This window comes from Microbacterium salsuginis (genome assembly GCF_012524205.1).
Taxonomy (GTDB): domain Bacteria; phylum Actinomycetota; class Actinomycetes; order Actinomycetales; family Microbacteriaceae; genus Microbacterium; species Microbacterium salsuginis.
Genome location: NZ_JABACI010000002.1, coordinates 229,638 through 244,967, shown reverse-complemented (window position 1 = coordinate 244,967; position 15,330 = coordinate 229,638). Strand labels below are relative to the sequence as shown.

The following is a 15,330-nucleotide window of genomic DNA, read 5'->3' as shown; positions in this document are numbered from 1 at the left end:
TGGGGGCTGCGGCATCCGTCGTGGAATCGGCTAGATCAGGCGCGTGCGGCCTCTGAGACGCGTCGGGCGACCACGAGCGCCTGCTCGAGGTCGGCCTTGAGGTCGTCGATGTTCTCCAGGCCCACCGAGAGGCGAACCAGACCGGGGGTCACGCCCGTGGTCAGCTGCTGCTCGGGGGTGAGCTGCGAGTGCGTCGTCGACGCGGGGTGGATGACGAGCGAGCGGACGTCGCCGATGTTCGCCAGGTGGCTGAACAGGTTGAGCGAGTTGACGAACTCGCGCCCGGCCTGGACGCCGCCCTTGAGCTCGAACGAGAGCACCGCGCCCACGCCCTTCGGGGCGTAGTTGTTGGCGGCGGCGTACCACGGCGACGTGGGCAGGCCGGAGTAGTTCACCGAGGCCACATCGGGCTGGTTCTCGAGCCACTCCGCGATCTCCTGGGCGTTCTGCACGTGACGCTCGACGCGCAGCGACAGCGTCTCGATGCCCTGGATGAGCAGCCATGCGCTGTTGGGCGAGATCGCCGCACCGAGGTCGCGCAGCAGCTGCACGCGCGCCTTGATGATGTAGGCGAGGCCGTCGCCGACCGCGGCGGTGTAGGACGCGCCGTGGTAGGACGGGTCGGGCTCGGTCAGGCCCGGGAACTTCTCGACGTTCTTCGACCACTCGAACTTGCCGCCGTCGACGATGACGCCACCGATGGTGGTGCCGTGGCCGCCGAGGAACTTCGTCGCGGAGTGGATGACGATGTCGGCGCCGTGCTCGAACGGACGGATCAGGTAGGGCGTCGCGATCGTGTTGTCCACGATGAGCGGCACACCGTTCTCGTGTGCCACGTCGGCGATGCCGCGGATATCGAGCACGTTGATCTTCGGGTTGCCGATGGTCTCGGCGAAGAAGAGCTTGGTGTTCGGACGAACGGCCGCGCGCCACTCGTCGGCGTCGTCCTGGTTCTCGACGAACGTGACCTCGATGCCGAGCTTGGCGAGCGTGTACTTGAACAGGTTGTACGTGCCGCCGTAGATCGAGCTGGAGGCCACGAAGTGGTCGCCGGCCTCGGCGATGTTGAGGATCGCGAACGTCGATGCCGCCTGGCCGCTGGCCAGCAGGAGGGCGCCGGTGCCCCCCTCGAGCGCCGCGAGGCGCTCCTCGACGACGGCCTGCGTCGGGTTCTGGATGCGCGTGTAGATGTTGCCGAACTCGGCCAGCGCGAACAGGTTCGCGGCGTGGTCGGCGTTGTCGAAGACATACGACGTGGTCTGGTAGATCGGCGTCGCGCGAGCCTTCGTCACCGGATCGGGCTGGGCCCCCGAGTGGATCTGCTTGGTCTCGAAACGCCAGTTCTCGGGTGCGGACATGGCTTTCTCCTGCGGTCTCGGATGCCGGAGGCACCTGCCCCCAGCCGTGTTCGAGGTTACGGAGACCTCGGTGACGGTGCCAACGCTGTGGACACGCGGCGTAACGTCGCAGCGGACGGGCTACCGTGGAGGCATGGCGACCAGACGTGCAGTGGTGACCGGAGCGAGCTCGGGAATCGGCGAATCCGTCGCCCGGGCACTGCGGACCTCGGGATGGGATGTCGTGGCCGTGGCGCGGCGAGCCGAGCGTCTCTCCGCCCTTCAAGAAGAGACCGGTGCCGTGGCTTACGCGGCGGACCTGACCTCGGATGCCGACATCCAGGCGCTCACCGCCTTCCTGGACGAGACCGGTCCGGTCCACGCGCTCGTACACGTGGCCGGTGGCGCGCGCGGCGCGGATCGCGTCGAGGACGGCCGCGTCGAGGACTGGCAGTGGATGTTCGACGTCAACGTGCTCTCGGCACAGCGGCTGGTGGCGGCCATCCTCCCGCAGCTGCGCCAGGCCGCGGCATCCGACGGCCACGCCGACACGCTCTTCGTCACCTCGACCGCTGCGCAGACCGCCTACGCGGGCGGCGCCGGGTACAACGCGGCCAAGGCTGGGGAGTCCATGCTCGCGCACGCGCTGCGGCTCGAGCTCAACGGCGAGCCGATCCGGGTCGTCGAGGTCGCTCCGGGCATGGTGCACACGCCCGAGTTCACCGTCAACCGGCTCGGCGGCGACACCGTCGCGGCCGAGCGGGTGTACGAGGGCGTTCAGGCGCCGCTGACCGCCGACGACGTGGCCGACGTCATCGCGTACGCCCTGAACGCCCCCGGGCACGTCAACCTCGACCTCATCACCATGCGCCCGGTGGCCCAGTCCGCCCAGCACCTGCTGGCACGCGGTCCGCTGCGTCCTCGCGGCGTCGAGAGCCAGTGAGCCGAGAGACGCCCGACACGATGGCGAAGACGCTTGCGGAGCTGGCGGACGCGGGGCTGATCGATGCGGGCTGGGCCGACGCGCTCGCACCCGTCGCCCCCGACATCGCCGCCCTCGGCGAGCTGCTCCGCGCCGAGGTCGCCGCCGGGCGGCGGTACCTCCCTGCCGGTGACCGTGTGCTGCGGGCGTTCCAGCGGCCGCTGGCGGACGTCAAGGTGCTGATCGTCGGGCAGGATCCGTACCCGACGCCGGGCCATCCGATCGGCCTCTCGTTCGCCGTGGACGCGCATGTGCGCCCGCTGCCTCGCAGCCTCGCCAACATCTATCAGGAGCTCGAAGCCGACCTCGGCATCGCGCGAGCACCCCACGGCGATCTCTCGGCATGGAGCGATCAGGGCGTCATGCTGCTCAACCGCGTCCTCACCGTCGCGCCCGGCGCTCCGGCATCCCATCGCGGCTGGGGCTGGGAGAAGGTCACCGAGCACGCGATCCGCACGCTGGTGGCGCGCGACCAGCCGCTCGTCGCGATCCTGTGGGGGAGGGATGCCGCGGGCCTTCGTCCGCTCCTGGGCTCGACACCGATCATCGAGTCGGCGCATCCGTCGCCGCTGTCGGCCAGTCGAGGGTTCTTCGGATCCCGGCCGTTCTCCCGTGCCAATGCGCTGCTCGCCGAGCGCGGCGCCGCGCCCGTCGCATGGGAACTGCCGGCGATCGCGCCGGCGCCGGAGGTCTCAGCCGCAGCCCCCGTCGGCCACGGGCAGCCCGCGTAGGCTGACGGCATGCTCGAGGAGGAATACGACCGCGACAGGCGTTCACTGCCCCGGCACCTCCGGCGGCAGCCAGAGCCGGAGCGGCCGTTCGCCTTCTCGATCCGGCCCGTCGAGGATGGCGACATCCCGGACGTGCGCGAGATCTACAACCACTACGTGACCAATTCGGTCGTGACCTTCGATGAGGACACGTGGTCGATCGCCCAGTGGCGCGAGAAGCGGGACCAGCTGCAGCGCCTCGGCCTGCCGTTCCTCGTGGCGCAGTCGCCCGCCGGCCAGGTACTCGGTTACGCGCTCGTGCAGCCGATGTCGAGCAAGTCGGCGTACCGGTACTCCGTCGAGAACTCCATCTACCTCGGCCAGGCGGCGACGGGGAAGGGCCTGGGCCGCGCGCTGCTCGAAGCGCTCATCACGGCGTGCGAAGAGGCGGGCATCCGTCAGATCGTGGCCGTCATCAGCGACAAGGGCGCCGAAGGGTCGATCGCACTGCACGAGAAGCTCGGCTTCGTCGAGGTCGGCCGCATGGGTCGGGTCGGATTCAAGTTCGGCCGCTGGCTCGGCACCATCTATCTGCAGAAGTCGCTCAAGCCGGCGAAGAAGTCCGGCCGATCGGGTCGCTGATCAGCGCTCGCGCGATCGCGGGGCATCGGCCTCGCGGTTCCAATCGCGCACCGCGTCGACGAGCTCGCGCCACGCGCCGGTGATGGCGTCGTCGGGCAGTTCAGCCTCCTTGGTGAATGCGCCGGACCAGCTCGCGCGGATCCACCAGACGAAACCGTCCGGCACCGGGTCGCGGTCGGCGACGACGGGCGCCGGCGCCGCCGTGCGACCGGTCGGGGTGGGAGTCGGCGCGTCGTCCCACGGGCAGCGGTCGATGAGAGAGATCCACTCGGATGCCTCCTCCGGCGGTGGCTGCGCCGTCCAGCGCCTCGTGATGCCGGCGAATCCGCCCGTGCGGGCGACGTCGATCTCGATCGGCGCGGCCGGCTTCGGCTGGCCGGTGGGCGCCGCTTCGCCGGCGCCGCCGGGGGCACCGGCATCCGGTGCGCCGCCGTCAGCGGGGATCTTCTGATCGCTCCTCATCGCGCATCACGCCGACGCCCGTCCACCCGGCGCGGACGGCATCGACCTCCTCCGACTCCTCACCGTACTCCGACGCGGCCGCCGCCAGGGTGGCCCGTGCGAACGCGGTGAAGTCGGCCGTCGGCGACAGCGTGCCCGAAGTGATCGTGCGGTACCAGATCAGTCCGGCACGCTCCCACGCGCGACCGCCGAGCGCGGTGGCGGTCAGGTAGAACGCGTGGTTCGGGATGCCGGAGTTGATGTGCACCCCGCCGTTGTCGTCGCGCGTCTCGACGTACGCGTCCATGTGAGCGGGCTGCGGGTCCTTGCCGAGAACGTCGTCGTCGTAGGCCGTGCCGGGTGCCGACAGTGAGCGCAGCGCCGAGCCCTGCACAGCATCGGTGAAGATGCCCTCGCCGATGAGCCACGACGCGTCGGACGTCGTCTGGCCGAGGTGATGCTGCTCGGCCAGGGCACCGAAGACGTCGGCGATCGACTCGTTGAGCGCGCCCGACTGCCCGTGATACTGCAGGCCGCCCTCGTCTTCGATGACCCCGTGGGCGAGCTCGTGCGCGATCACCGTCAGCGACCCGGTGAAACCGGAGAAGACCTCGCCGTCGCCGTCGCCGAACACCATGCGCTCGCCGTTCCAGAACGCGTTGTCGTAGTCGCGGCCGTAGTGGACGGTGGCCAGCAGCGTGCCGCCGATGCCGTCGAGGCTGTTCCGGCCGAACGCGTCCCACAAGAAGTCGAACGTCGCGCCGAGCCCGTCGAACGCCTCGTCGGCGGCGGTGTCGCCCGTCGCCGGGTCGTCCTCGCCGCGCACGCGGACCCCCGGCAGCACCTCCAGCCGCTGCGCGTCCGAGACCTCGCGGTCGGGGGCGGGCGTCGCCTCGGCCACGAGCGTGCCGGGCTCTTCGATCGACAGCCGAAGCCGCGACCGCGTGGGCCGGTACTCGCGCGGGGTCGCGAGGGTGGACCGCGCCGCCTCGGCTGCGCGCTGCCATCCCGGCTCCTGCACGGCGGCGATGCGAGCGAGGAGGTACGGAGGGACGATCGCGGGTGCCATGCTCCGAACCTAGCGCCGGCTCCCGACGCGCAGGTTACGCGCCGGGGTCGATCACGGGGATCGAGGCGAGCAGCCGCCGCGTGTACGAGACCTGCGGCTGCAGCAGCACCTTCTCGGTGGGACCCTCCTCGAGGATGCGGCCGTCCTTCATCACGACGACCTCGTCGCACAGGTTCTGCACGACGCCGATGTCGTGCGACACCATCAGCAGCGTTAGGCCGTCACGGACCCGCAGCTCGCCGAGCAGCTCGAGGATCTGCGCGCGCACGGTCACGTCGAGCGCCGACAGCGGCTCGTCGCCCACGAGCAGCCGCGGCCGGTGCACGATCGCCCGCGCGAGTGCGATCCGCTGCCGCTGGCCACCCGAGAACTCATGCGGGAACCGCTCCGCCATGTCGGCCTCGAGGCCGACGTCCTCGAGCACTTCTCGCACCCGCTCGCGCCGGCCGTCCCCGCCCTGCTCGCCGTCGCCGCCGAGGCCCAGCGCCCACAGCGGCTCGCCGACGATGCGGCCGACGCTCATGCGAGGGTCGAGCGACGCGTACGGGTCCTGGAACACGATGCCGGTCTGCCGTCGCAGCCAGTGCAGCGAACGCGCCGGCGCCGAGGCGTCCACCGCCTGCCCGTCGAACTCCACGGTGCCCTCGGTCGGTGCGTCGAGCGCGAGCAGCAGCCGGACCAGGGTCGACTTGCCCGACCCGGACTCGCCGATGACGCCGACGGCCGAACCCTCACGCACGTCGATGTCGGCATCCTCCAGCGCCGTCGTGTGGCTGCGGGGCTCGAAGAGCCGCGTCTTCGGAGCCGGGTAGCGGCGAGTCAGCCCTCGCGCCCGCAGGAGGGGCGGCCGGACTCCGGGCCTCGCGGCGCTCATGCTGCACCTCCGGGGCGCCAGAGGGTGGCGGTGGCGTCGCGCAGCAGGCCTTGCGTGACGACGGATGCCGGAGCCGAGAGCAGTTGCGACACGGGGGCGTCCTCGACGACACGGCCGTGCTCGAGCACGACGCCGTGCGTGGCGATCTGCGACAGCACGGCCAGGTCGTGGGTGATGAACACGAGCGACATGCCGTCGTCCTCGACGAGCGAGAACAGCAGTTCGAGGATCTCGGCCTGGATCGTCACGTCCAGCGCCGTGGTCGGCTCGTCCGCGATGAGCAGCCGTGGCCGGCAGGCGAGGGCCATCGCGATCGCGACGCGCTGGCGCTGACCGCCGGAGAGCTGATGCGGGTACCGCGCCACGACGCGCTCGGGATCGGGCAGGGCCACGCGGGTGGCCTCGGCGACGGCGCGGGCCAAGGCATCCCGTTTCGACAACCCCTCGTGGATGCGGACCGACTCGGCGATCTGCCGGCCGACGGTGCGGATCGGGTTGAGCGCCGTGCGCGGCTCCTGGAACACGATGCCGATCTCGTCACCGCGCAGCTCGGCCAGGTCGCGGTCGGGCAGCCCGAGGATCTCGCGACCGTTCCAGCGGACGCTGCCTGTCGCCTCCGCGCCATCGGGCAGGAGCCCCAGAATCGCCAGCGCCGTCACCGACTTGCCCGAGCCCGACTCGCCGATGAGTCCCACGCGGGCGCCGTCGGGCACCGCGAACGAGATGCCGTCCGCGACGCGCCGGCCGCCGATGTCGATGGCGAGGTCCTGCACCTCGAGGCTCACGAGACCACCTCCCGGTCTCTGGGCGCTCGCAATTCAGTCTGGACGCGGGCGGCGCCGACAGTCGGGCGCGTGACCACGCGGATCTCGACCGCGCGCTCGCGCGCACAGACTGAATTGTGAACCGGCGATGCAGTCACGCCACCACCTCCGGGATGTGCAGGCGAGCGCGCCGCGTCGCGAACGGGCTGCGCGAGAGCGTCGGGTCGGTGGCCTCGCGCAGGGCGTCGCCGAGGAGATTCAGCCCCAGCACCGTGAGGGTGATGGCAAGGCCCGGCCAGACCACCGAGAGGGGATGCACGGTGATGAACTGCTGCAGCTCGGCCAGCAGCAGCCCCCACGACGGCTCCGTGACGGGGGCTCCGAAGCCGAGGTACGAGAGCCCTGCCTCGGCGAGCACCGCGACGGCCATGCTCCACGACAGCTGCACGATGAAGACCGGGGCGACATTGGGCAGCAGGTGCCGCACGAGGTTCTGCGTCGGTGTGAGACCCGAGGCGCGACCGGCCAGGACGAAGTCGCTGTGCAGCACGCGGCGCAGCTCGGGCCGCGTCACGCGGGCGATGTTCACGCCGAAGCCGATGCCGACCGACCAGATCACGACGCCGAGCGACCCGCCCCACACCGCCGAGATCATCATCGCGATGATGAGCACGGGGAAGGCGATGAGGATGTCGACGAGCACCGCGACCGATTCGCGCAGCCACCGGGCAGTGAGCGCGCCCAGGGCGGCGAGGGCAACGCCCAGGATCGTCGCGACGGCACCCGAGCCCACGGCGACGAGCACCGTCGTGCGCGCGCCGGCCATGAGCAGGCTCAGGATGTCGCGGCCCGACGCGTCGGTGCCGAGAAGGTGCGGCCAGCCCGGCGGTGCCCAGCGGTTCGAGATCTCGACCTGCTGCGGATCGAACGGCGTCCACGCCAGCGAGACGGCGGCGGTCGCGACCACCACGGCCACGACGATCAGCCCGAACCGCCCGGTGGACATGCGCCACAGCCTCCGCAGCCACGCCCCGCGTGTGCGTCGGGACGGGGCGGCGGCATCCGTCCTCACGGTCTCGGGTGATCCGTCCTGGCGAGTCATGCCGCCTCCCGCTGCCGGGGGTCGATGACGCGATGCACCAGGTCGACGACGAAGCCGACGATCAGCACGAACGCCGTCAGCGCGAGCAGTTCGCCCTGCACCTTCGGCAGGTCGCGCGCGCTCACGTCGGCCACCAGCATGCGGCCGATGCCGGGCAGCGAGAAGAGCTGTTCGATCACGACGGCGCCTACGATGATGCCCGCGACCTGCAGACCGAGCACCGTGATGATCGACAGGCCGACGACGGGCAGACCGTGCCGGATGAGAGCCGAGTTGCGCGTGAGGCCCTTCGCCGCGGCGGTGCGGACGAAGTCCTGCCCGACGGCCTGCAGCGTCGCGCTGCGCACGAAGCGCAACAGCATCGCGCCCTCGACGATCCCGATCGTGAGCGCGGGCAGCAGCAGCGATCGCAGCGCGGCCCACGGCTCCTGCCAGCCTGCTCGGGGGAATCCCTGGGCCGGCAGCCATCCGAGCCACACCGCGAACACGACGACGAGCATCATGCCCGCCCACACGACGGGCACCGCGGCCAGCGTCTGCGCCCCTACGCTCAGTGCCGTGCCGTCAGGGCGGCCCCGACGCAGAGCCGAGAGCACTCCGAGAGGCACGCTGATGAGCACCGCGATCAGGAGGGAGAGGATGCCGAGGGGCAGGGTCACCTCGGCCTTCTCGGCGAGCTCGTCCACCACGCGCGACCCGGTCAGCAGCGAGGTGCCGAGGTCTCCGCGCAGTACGCCGCCGATCCACTCGAGGTACTGCTCGGGAAGCGGCCGATCCAGGCCGAGGCGCGCCCGGACCGCGGCGAGCTGTTCCGGTGTGCTGTTGACCCCGGCGATCAGCTGGGCGATGTCGCCGGGGAGGACCCGGAGGGTCAGGAAGATCACCACGCTGGCGACGAACAGCCCGAGCAGAAGCAGGGCGAATCGGGTCAGCGTGTACCGGATCACCCGTTGCTCTTGGCGATCTCGGCGAGGTTCAGGCGCTCGTTCACGTTGATCGAGGGCATACCCGAGATGCTAGTGCCGACCGCGACGACCGAGGCGCCGTTGTACAGCCAGTCGGCCGCAGCGTCCTCTGAGACCAGCTGCGCGGCCTCGGCGAGGAGGTCGGCGGCCTCGGACTCATCGGTCGCCGCGAGGGACTGCGCGTACAGGTCCTGCACCTCGGGGTTGTCGTAGGTGAAGTAGTACTCCGGGTTGGCCCAGTTCTCGAAGTCGCGCGCTTCGGTGTGCAGCACGAAGCTCAGCTCGTAGTCCCGGTTGGTGTAGACGTCGTTGAGCCACGTGGGGAAGTCGACGGACTCGACCTCGAGCGTGATGCCGACCTCGTTGAGATCCGAGACCAGGATCTGGGGGATGGTCGTGGGGTAGAAGTTGGGGATCGTGAGGGTGAGCTCCAGATCCTCCTCGCCGGCCTCTTCGAGGAGCGCGCGGGCAGCCTCGGGGTCGTACGGGGCGACGTCGGCGAGGTCCTCATAGCCCGGGTCGAGCTCGGGGATGGGCCCGTACTGGGTCTGCCCGGCGCCGAGCGCCTCGACGAACGCGTCGTGGTCGATGGCCTGGCGGATCGCCTGACGCACCCGCTGATCGGCGAGGGGGCCCGAGGTCTGGTTGAAGGCGAGGGTGCCCTTGTCGGTGGACTGGCCGAGCACGAGGGCGAAGTCGCCCGTCTCTTCGACCTGTTCCTTGAGCGTGGCGTCGAAGCCGGTCACCACGTCGATCTCGCCGGCCAGGGCCGCGTTGAGCGCGGCCTGGTTGTCGGGGATGTAGTCGAAGACCACTTCGGCCACGCCGGCGGTGTCGCCCCAATAGGCGTCGTTGCGGACGAAGACGATGCTGTCGCCCTCGCGCCAGTCGTCGAGCACGAAGGGTCCGGTGCCGTTCGCGGCCGTCTGGTAGTCGACGGTGTCGCCCTCTTTCAGGATGATCCCGGCGCGCCCCGTGAGGTTCCACAGCAGGCTCGAGTCGGGCTCGGCGAGCGTGAGGACGACGTCCTGCCCGTCGGCGGCGATCGTCGTGACATTGGCCAGACGCGCGGAATCACGCCACTCCGGCGTGTTCTTGCGGGTGGTGAGCGACCACACCACGTCCTGCGGCGTCAGCGGCTGCCCGTCGTGGAACGTGACGCCCTCCCGCACCGTGAAGGTGTACGTCAGGCCGTCGGGCGAGACCGTCCACTCGCTGGCGAGAGCCGGCACGATGTCCTGCTCGGGGGTGCGCGCGACAAGGCCCTGGTAGATGTTGTCGACCAGGATCTGGTCCAGCGCGGCGCCTGCGGTCTGCCGGATGTCGAGGTTGCTGGGCTCGAGCACCAGCCGGATCGCCACCGATGCGTCGGGGTCGGGCTCGCCCGTCGCGGTGGGCGCACTCGGCTCGCTCCCGCCGCTGCAGGCGGTCAGGGCGAGGACGCCGGCGGCGAGCAGAGAGGTCGCGGCGAGAACGGTGCGACGGAGCATGGAGGTCCTTTCGAACGGATCCGGTGGACTGCGCAGGAACGGGCGCACGTGATCGGGGATCGCCGTGGCCGGTGCGATAGTCCAGCCTAGGGATATCGCGACGGGGTGCGGGCGAGCGCTACCCGGAACGCAATAGAAGCGTTAAGACGCGCTGCCGCGTGGATCGGCGCTTGCCGGTCGCGGCCGGCCGGGCGTGGTGGCCACGGTGCGCAGGCGCTCGCCGAGCTCGAGAGGGATCTCCTCCTGCACGTTGTGCCCGGCGGGGACGGCGACGATGGATGCTCCGGGCACACGTCGCGCGAACTCCTCGGCGTCGTCGTCCGTGACGTAGCCGCGCTCGCCGCGGATCAGGGTCGTGGGCGCGGTCACCGCCGCAAGGTCTTCCCAGCCCGCCTCGCCCAGCACGGACGCGACCGCGTCGGACGACGCGGGCGCCTCCGTGGGGGCGTCGGCGCCGGCATCCGCCATCGCGTTGGCCAGGCGAGCGAAGTGATGCTTCCATTCCACCCGGCCGTCAGGACGGATCCGGGAGTTGAAGAACACGCCGCGCTCGGCCCTGCGGCGCGTGCCGCCGCCCAGACCGAACGCGAGAGCACGGTCGACGAGCTCGTCTCGGGACGCCCAGTCGACCGGGCCGGCGAAGAAGTCGCGGATCTGCGACGGCCCGGCGTTGGAGTCGAGGCCCGGCGTGATGTCGATGACGACGAGTTCACGCACGAGCTCCGGGCGCGAGGCGGCCACTGCTGCGGCCGTCAGGCCGCCGAGCGACTGCCCGACGAGCACCTGGGGCGCCTGCGTCCACGCCTCCATCCCGGCGGCGATGTCGGGTGCCATCACTCGGCCGACGTAGGCCGCGTCGTCCCGCCATGACGAGTCGCCGTGGCCGGGAAGGTCGATCGCCAGCGCCGGCAGTCCGAGACCGAGGATCGTGGTGTCCCACGTGTGGGCGTTCAGGCCCGCGCCGTGCAGGAACGTCACGACCGGGGCGTCGTCGGGCGCACCAGCGGGCGTGTAGCGCAGGGCGCTCAGGGTCCGCCCGTCGGGCAGCCGCAGCGACAGTCGCTCGCCGCGCGGCACCGGCCGGTCGACACCCGCCTCGGACGCCTGATCGGGGAGAAAGGAGAACTCGTCGATGGGTTCGCTCACCCGCTCATTGTGCCGCACCTCTCGTACGACCCGGACCGGCGCCACCGTGGGTAGTCTGGCGCCATGACGGAAGAACACCGCGTCCATCTGTCGCGATCCGCGCCCCCGGCGTACAAGGCGCTCGCGGCCGTGTCGAAGACCGTGGGCGAGCTCGCCGCTGCGAACGGCGTCGATGACCGGCTCAAAGAGATCGTGCAGATCCACACCTCGCAGCTCAACGGCTGCGCGTACTGCGTGCGCGTGCATGTCGAGCGTGCCACCGCGGCCGGCGTGACGCCGGACGTTCTCGCGCAGATCCCGGTCTGGCGCGATTCCGGCGTCTTCTCCGACCGCGAACGTGCGGGCCTGGAGCTTGCCGAGGCGTACGTCTACATCCACGACGAGGGCGTGTCCGACGAGGTGTACGACCACGTCGGCGGAGTGCTGAGCGAGCAGGAGTACGTCGCGCTCAGCTGGATCCTCGTCGCCATCAACGCGTTCAACCGCATCGCGATCGCCGGTCGGTACAGCGTGCCGCCGCGCGACGACCTCGCCGGCGAGGACCGCGACGCGGCATCGGGCGCCGCCTGGTGACCGACCTCTCCGGGCCGGGCGGTCCGCCGGGCGACCCGGTGGTCTCGGGCGCGGTCAACTTGCGCGACGTGGGCGGACTGGCCGCGGGCCGGGCGGTCACGCGCCACGGTGTGCTGTACCGGTCGGGCAACCTCGCGCGGCTCGACGCGGACGGGACCCGCGCGCTCGCCGACCTGCGGCTGCGGCGCATCATCGACCTGCGCGCCGACGACGAGGTGCGTTACGAACCGAGCCGGATCGACGGCATCGAGGTCGTGACGCAGCGCGTGCCGCTCTTCCTCGGCTCGGTCGAGTCGTTCTTCCGCGACGACATCAGCCTGGACGAGATGTACCGCCGGCTCATCGAGGACTCGTCGGCAGGCGTCGTCGACGTCGTGCGGGGCATCCTGGCCGACCAGCCGGTGCTGGTCCACTGCACCGTGGGCAAGGACCGCACGGGCGTCACCGTCGCCCTCACCCTCGCCGCGGCTGGCGTCGACCCCGAAGCGGTCGTGGGCGATTACGCCCGCACCGAGGGGCTCCTGCCGCAGGCGCGGAATCGTCGCATCGTCGAGCTGCTTCGGTCGATGCATCCGGAGGCGGTGCATCTCGAGGATCTCGCGACGAAGTCCCCGGCTCCGGTGATGCGCGCGCTGCTGGACGGCGTGGCCGATCGCTACGGATCGGCGGCGGACTATCTGCGCGCGCACGGTCTCGCCGACGACGAGCTCGTCGAGCTGCGGCGCGTGCTCCTGCGCGAGTCGTGAGCCGGCGCGATCGTTCCGTTCTGTGACGCTGAGGTAAGGCAACCCTTCATTGCGGGTATAGTGGAACCGTCATGGCCCACATCACCGAGCACCAGAAGGTCGAGCACAGCGCATCCGCCTGTCGTTCGTCGCGTCACACGCGCGTGCAGCAGCTGATCACCGCCGACGAGACCTCGCTGGCCGAGCTCGAGGCGATGCTGGCGACACTGCCCATCTGCTCGACGGGCCGGGTGTTCATCGAGATTCCGGATGCCTCATGGCAGGGCGAGATCACCGCACCGAGTCGCATGGTGGTGACGTGGCTCGACCGCTCGCAGCGCAGCGGCGCTCCCGGCACCGGCCGCGGCTGCGCGTCGGGTGAGGCGCTCTCTCGCGCCGTGACGGCATGGGCCGACGAGATGCTGTGCACCGAGGACGATGAGACGCGGATCCACCTGCTGGGCGGCTTCCTCGGCACCGCCGACATCTTCGATCACCTGATCGAGATGGGCATCCGTCGCGACGCGATCCATGCGCCCGAGCAGTACCGCCTCACCGTCACGCACTGAGCCTCCGCGGCACGAGTCGGACCCGAGTCGATCCCCGGCTTGGACGGCAGCGATCGGTACAGTCATGCCCATGACGCAGTCCGCTGCCCTCACGCCGTCGTCCGTCGCCGATCCGCGCGATCTGCGCATGCCGACGTGGGTCATCGTGTGGCTCACGGTCTCGGCCGTCATCCAGACGTACGACGCGTGCTACGTGCTGCTGGGGCCGCTCTCGCACGCGGGCGGTCCGCTCGAGGCGCTGTGGCCGGGCCACGTCTTCTACGGCACCTTCGACCACCGGTACGGACAGTTCGACGCGTTCGGCAGTGCTCAGAGCTGGGCGAACCTCGTCGAGGTCGTCGTGATCGTGTGGGCGCTGCTGCACGCGAGACGCTGGTCGGGCGTCGTGGTCGGGCTGATCGTGACGGTGGCGACGTTCTGGAAGACGGTCATCTACTTCCTCGTCGAAGCCTCCAGCGGCCTCGAGATGACACGCCAGTCGCTCGAGCGCGGTGACATCATGGGGTTCCTCATGGTCGCCGTGCTGCCGAACCTGTTCTGGATCGTCTTCCCGCTCGCCGTCGTGATCGCGCTCGGTCGGCAGGTGCTGCGGGTCGGGCGCGCACTGCAGGATCAGGCGGTGCCGCGCGCCACGTAGTTGCCGTCTTCGAGGCCGGCCTCAATCTCGAAGCGATTGCGCAGGGGATCGCGTCCCGCAAGCAGATACAGCAACGGCATGAGGAATCCGTAGCGCTGCCACTGCCGTTTGTGGACCGCCTCGTGGCGCAGCAGCGCGCGTGAGATCCGGGCGTCGCCGGTGAGGAAGCATCCGCCGACGCACACGCCGCCGCGGGGGAAGGCCCATTCCGGCATCCCCCGGAAGACCCACAGCCCTTCGCGCTTCTCGACGCGGCCGGTGCTCCACAGCGAGCCCCACACCCACCCCACGGTGCAGCCGTACCAGTAGCCCACGCGGCTGATCGGCGAGTCCAGGAGAAACGACGGGATCAGCCGGTCCAATCGCCGGCCGCGCTCGACCCGGCGCTCGGCGACCGCGCGCCAGCCCGCCGGTGGGGCGGGGCGCGGACTCACGCCAGGGCTCCGACGACGCGCAGGATCGCACCGAGGTCGTCGGTGGCCGATACCGCGGAGGCAGGGGAGTAACCCGCCAGCGACGCGCCCGCGAGGGGCAGCAGCGCCCGCAGTCGCCCGATCGCTGCCGTGAGCTCCGACACCGTGATGCCGAAGGGCTCGGGGTGGGCGTTCCCGGCGATCTCGGCGGGATCCAGCGCGTCGATGTCGATGTGGATGTAGACCGCGTCCGCGCCGGTGGCGGCCACGGCGGTGGCGAGGGCGTCCGGATCACGCAGCGCCTCGACGGTGAGCGCCGCGATCCCGAGATTCGCGACCGCCTCGAGTTCAGCGTCGTCGTACGACCGCGCCGCGCCGATCACGACGCGGTCCGATGCCACGATGCCCGTCTCGAGCAGCAGTCCGGGGTCGCCTTCCCCGAGGACGGCGCGCAGCACCATGCCCGCGAACGCGCCGGACGGAGAGGACTCGGGGGAGTTGAGGTCGGGGTGCGCGTCGATCCACACCACCGCGAGGCCGGGTGCACGGCGCGCGGCGTGCGCGATCGGCGCGAGTGCGATGCCGCAGTCGCCGCCGATCGTCAGCACCGGCTCGTCGTGGCCGTCGAGCGCGTCGGCGACGAGCGAGCGCACGCGCTGCAGTGCGCTGAGGCGATGGATGCCGCTGCCGAGCCCTTCGCCGGCCTCCATCGGCACGTCGAGGATCGTCGTGGCCGACCGGGGCAGGTCGCCGGCGATCGCCTGTGCTCCGTCGATCAGCTGCATCGCGCGCGACGAGGGACTGCCCTGCCACTGCGGCACCACCAGGTATCGCGTCATTCCCTCATCCTCCCGCACGCCGACCCGCCGCGGAACGCGTCGGGGCGCCGCG

At 70.9% G+C, this 15,330-nt stretch carries 18 protein-coding genes; 7 read left to right on the top strand and 11 right to left on the bottom strand.

Features of this window, described 5'->3' with window-relative positions; translation table 11 throughout:
* Positions 1-35: 35 nt before the first annotated feature.
* Entirely contained in the window at positions 36-1,358 is a 1,323-nt protein-coding gene (locus HF576_RS08255) for a bifunctional o-acetylhomoserine/o-acetylserine sulfhydrylase (RefSeq protein WP_168912329.1), read from the bottom strand.
* A gap of 133 nt (positions 1,359-1,491) precedes the next feature.
* Between HF576_RS08255 and HF576_RS08250 the strand changes: the two genes are divergently transcribed.
* From HF576_RS08250 to HF576_RS08240, 3 genes are read left to right on the top strand one after another with little or no spacing between them, the layout of a single operon-like run.
* Positions 1,492-2,280 (top strand): SDR family oxidoreductase, encoded by a 789-nt coding sequence (locus HF576_RS08250; protein ID WP_205835061.1) that lies wholly within the window; start codon positions 1,492-1,494, stop codon positions 2,278-2,280.
* Between the two features lie 20 nt (positions 2,281-2,300).
* Positions 2,301-3,050 (top strand): uracil-DNA glycosylase, encoded by a 750-nt coding sequence (locus HF576_RS08245; RefSeq protein WP_168912328.1) that lies wholly within the window; start codon positions 2,301-2,303, stop codon positions 3,048-3,050.
* 9 nt (positions 3,051-3,059) lie between these two features.
* Positions 3,060-3,671: a GNAT family N-acetyltransferase gene (locus HF576_RS08240; RefSeq protein ID WP_168912327.1), complete on the top strand. Its 612-nt coding sequence runs from the start codon at positions 3,060-3,062 to the stop codon at positions 3,669-3,671.
* Here the strand turns inward: HF576_RS08240 and HF576_RS08235 are convergent, their stop codons facing one another.
* The 8 genes from HF576_RS08235 to HF576_RS08200 form a co-directional block, all read right to left on the bottom strand.
* Positions 3,672-4,133, bottom strand: a complete 462-nt coding sequence (locus HF576_RS08235; RefSeq protein WP_240948792.1) for a protealysin inhibitor emfourin — start codon at positions 4,131-4,133, stop codon at positions 3,672-3,674.
* Positions 4,105-5,181: a M4 family metallopeptidase gene (locus HF576_RS08230; RefSeq protein ID WP_168912326.1), complete on the bottom strand. Its 1,077-nt coding sequence runs from the start codon at positions 5,179-5,181 to the stop codon at positions 4,105-4,107. The genes HF576_RS08235 and HF576_RS08230 overlap by 29 nt, the downstream gene beginning before the upstream one ends.
* A gap of 34 nt (positions 5,182-5,215) precedes the next feature.
* Positions 5,216-6,055 carry an ABC transporter ATP-binding protein gene (locus HF576_RS08225; protein ID WP_168912325.1) on the bottom strand — a complete coding sequence of 280 codons (840 nt, stop codon included), beginning with the start codon at positions 6,053-6,055 and terminating at the stop codon, positions 5,216-5,218.
* Positions 6,052-6,840, bottom strand: a complete 789-nt coding sequence (locus HF576_RS08220) for an ATP-binding cassette domain-containing protein (RefSeq protein WP_168912324.1) — start codon at positions 6,838-6,840, stop codon at positions 6,052-6,054. Before HF576_RS08220 ends, HF576_RS08225 begins: the two co-directional genes overlap by 4 nt.
* Positions 6,841-6,973: 133 nt before the next feature.
* Entirely contained in the window at positions 6,974-7,825 is an 852-nt protein-coding gene (locus HF576_RS08215; RefSeq protein ID WP_168912753.1) for an ABC transporter permease, read from the bottom strand.
* 92 nt (positions 7,826-7,917) lie between these two features.
* Positions 7,918-8,868: an ABC transporter permease subunit gene (locus HF576_RS08210; protein WP_168912323.1), complete on the bottom strand. Its 951-nt coding sequence runs from the start codon at positions 8,866-8,868 to the stop codon at positions 7,918-7,920.
* Positions 8,865-10,376 carry an ABC transporter substrate-binding protein gene (locus HF576_RS08205; RefSeq protein ID WP_168912322.1) on the bottom strand — a complete coding sequence of 504 codons (1,512 nt, stop codon included), beginning with the start codon at positions 10,374-10,376 and terminating at the stop codon, positions 8,865-8,867. Before HF576_RS08205 ends, HF576_RS08210 begins: the two co-directional genes overlap by 4 nt.
* A 141-nt stretch (positions 10,377-10,517) precedes the next feature.
* Entirely contained in the window at positions 10,518-11,522 is a 1,005-nt protein-coding gene (locus HF576_RS08200) for an alpha/beta fold hydrolase (protein ID WP_343234210.1), read from the bottom strand.
* Positions 11,523-11,585: 63 nt separating this feature from the next.
* Between HF576_RS08200 and HF576_RS08195 the strand changes: the two genes are divergently transcribed.
* The 4 genes from HF576_RS08195 to HF576_RS08180 all read left to right on the top strand — a co-directional run bounded on the left by HF576_RS08195 (position 11,586) and on the right by HF576_RS08180 (position 14,026).
* The gene (locus HF576_RS08195; RefSeq protein WP_168912320.1) at positions 11,586-12,095 is read left to right on the top strand and encodes a carboxymuconolactone decarboxylase family protein; all 510 of its coding nucleotides are present in this window, start codon (positions 11,586-11,588) and stop codon (positions 12,093-12,095) included.
* Positions 12,092-12,841: a tyrosine-protein phosphatase gene (locus HF576_RS08190; protein ID WP_343234209.1), complete on the top strand. Its 750-nt coding sequence runs from the start codon at positions 12,092-12,094 to the stop codon at positions 12,839-12,841. Before HF576_RS08195 ends, HF576_RS08190 begins: the two co-directional genes overlap by 4 nt.
* A gap of 71 nt (positions 12,842-12,912) precedes the next feature.
* Positions 12,913-13,389 carry an SIP domain-containing protein gene (locus tag HF576_RS08185; protein WP_168912319.1) on the top strand — a complete coding sequence of 159 codons (477 nt, stop codon included), beginning with the start codon at positions 12,913-12,915 and terminating at the stop codon, positions 13,387-13,389.
* A gap of 70 nt (positions 13,390-13,459) precedes the next feature.
* Positions 13,460-14,026, top strand: coding sequence for a hypothetical protein (locus HF576_RS08180; RefSeq protein WP_168912318.1), 567 nt, complete (start codon positions 13,460-13,462; stop codon positions 14,024-14,026).
* Here the strand turns inward: HF576_RS08180 and HF576_RS08175 are convergent.
* Entirely contained in the window at positions 14,002-14,460 is a 459-nt protein-coding gene (locus tag HF576_RS08175) for a Fe-S oxidoreductase (protein WP_168912317.1), read from the bottom strand. The genes HF576_RS08180 and HF576_RS08175 overlap by 25 nt on opposite strands.
* The gene (locus tag HF576_RS08170; protein WP_168912316.1) at positions 14,457-15,278 is read right to left on the bottom strand and encodes an arginase family protein; all 822 of its coding nucleotides are present in this window, start codon (positions 15,276-15,278) and stop codon (positions 14,457-14,459) included. Before HF576_RS08170 ends, HF576_RS08175 begins: the two co-directional genes overlap by 4 nt.
* Positions 15,279-15,330 lie beyond the last annotated feature (52 nt).

Bases quoted from the DNA above. Each gene is read 5' to 3' on its own strand.
- HF576_RS08255 (WP_168912329.1), bottom strand. From the start codon at position 1,358: ATGTCCGCACCCGAGAACTGGCGTTTCGAGACCAAGCAGATCCACTCG.
- HF576_RS08250 (WP_205835061.1), top strand. From the start codon at position 1,492: ATGGCGACCAGACGTGCAGTGGTGACCGGAGCGAGCTCGGGAATCGGC.
- HF576_RS08245 (WP_168912328.1), top strand. From the start codon at position 2,301: ATGGCGAAGACGCTTGCGGAGCTGGCGGACGCGGGGCTGATCGATGCG.
- HF576_RS08240 (WP_168912327.1), top strand. From the start codon at position 3,060: ATGCTCGAGGAGGAATACGACCGCGACAGGCGTTCACTGCCCCGGCAC.
- HF576_RS08235 (WP_240948792.1), bottom strand. From the start codon at position 4,133: ATGAGGAGCGATCAGAAGATCCCCGCTGACGGCGGCGCACCGGATGCC.
- HF576_RS08230 (WP_168912326.1), bottom strand. From the start codon at position 5,181: ATGGCACCCGCGATCGTCCCTCCGTACCTCCTCGCTCGCATCGCCGCC.
- HF576_RS08225 (WP_168912325.1), bottom strand. From the start codon at position 6,055: ATGAGCGCCGCGAGGCCCGGAGTCCGGCCGCCCCTCCTGCGGGCGCGA.
- HF576_RS08215 (WP_168912753.1), bottom strand. From the start codon at position 7,825: ATGTCCACCGGGCGGTTCGGGCTGATCGTCGTGGCCGTGGTGGTCGCG.
- HF576_RS08205 (WP_168912322.1), bottom strand. From the start codon at position 10,376: ATGCTCCGTCGCACCGTTCTCGCCGCGACCTCTCTGCTCGCCGCCGGC.
- HF576_RS08195 (WP_168912320.1), top strand. From the start codon at position 11,586: ATGACGGAAGAACACCGCGTCCATCTGTCGCGATCCGCGCCCCCGGCG.
- HF576_RS08185 (WP_168912319.1), top strand. From the start codon at position 12,913: ATGGCCCACATCACCGAGCACCAGAAGGTCGAGCACAGCGCATCCGCC.
- HF576_RS08180 (WP_168912318.1), top strand. From the start codon at position 13,460: ATGACGCAGTCCGCTGCCCTCACGCCGTCGTCCGTCGCCGATCCGCGC.
- HF576_RS08170 (WP_168912316.1), bottom strand. From the start codon at position 15,278: ATGACGCGATACCTGGTGGTGCCGCAGTGGCAGGGCAGTCCCTCGTCG.